Here is a 435-nt window from a genome sequence, read left to right as displayed (position 1 = left end):
GTTTAAGCGCGAGCGGTTTAGTCAGCAGAGTCCAGACATATTGCGGACTGGAAATCGCCGCCATGCAAATCAGCCCCAGAACTAACTGCCGCCACCGTGCGCTGGCCGCGATTGTCATGGGCATATTCAATGTTGTCATTCGTCGTCTCCCTTATTTCCTGTCAACGCCAGCCAAAGATTTTTAACATTGCTAGCAAGAAATAAGTTCTCAGCAACAAACATGCCACATTGATTCGATGGGATTTTCAGGTAATTACACCTGCCCTGTCCGACGGGGAGGAATAAAGATGTCGCCCCGGTGCCGCAGAATGTTCAACTGTGGTGCAGCAGGTGCAAAAAAAGAGCCTGCTTTTCGGGCAGGCTCTTTTTGCGTTTTGACCAGCGGAACAGACGTTAAATTTTCAGTTTCACGTAATCAATCGCACGACTGATGAT

General features: G+C 48.7%; 1 protein-coding gene. It reads left to right on the top strand.

Annotated features, from left to right (window positions below; genetic code table 11):
• The coding region (locus LC419_RS24020) for a hypothetical protein (protein ID WP_223609709.1) at positions 1 to 185 on the top strand (185 nt) is incomplete at its 5' end.
• Positions 186 to 435: the final 250 nt, after the last annotated feature.

The sequence above is a fragment of the Chryseobacterium sp. OSA05B genome, from assembly GCF_019970065.1.
Classification (GTDB): domain Bacteria; phylum Bacteroidota; class Bacteroidia; order Flavobacteriales; family Weeksellaceae; genus Chryseobacterium.
Note: the sequence above shows the minus strand (reverse complement) of the source record. Positions and strands in the feature narration are given on the sequence as shown.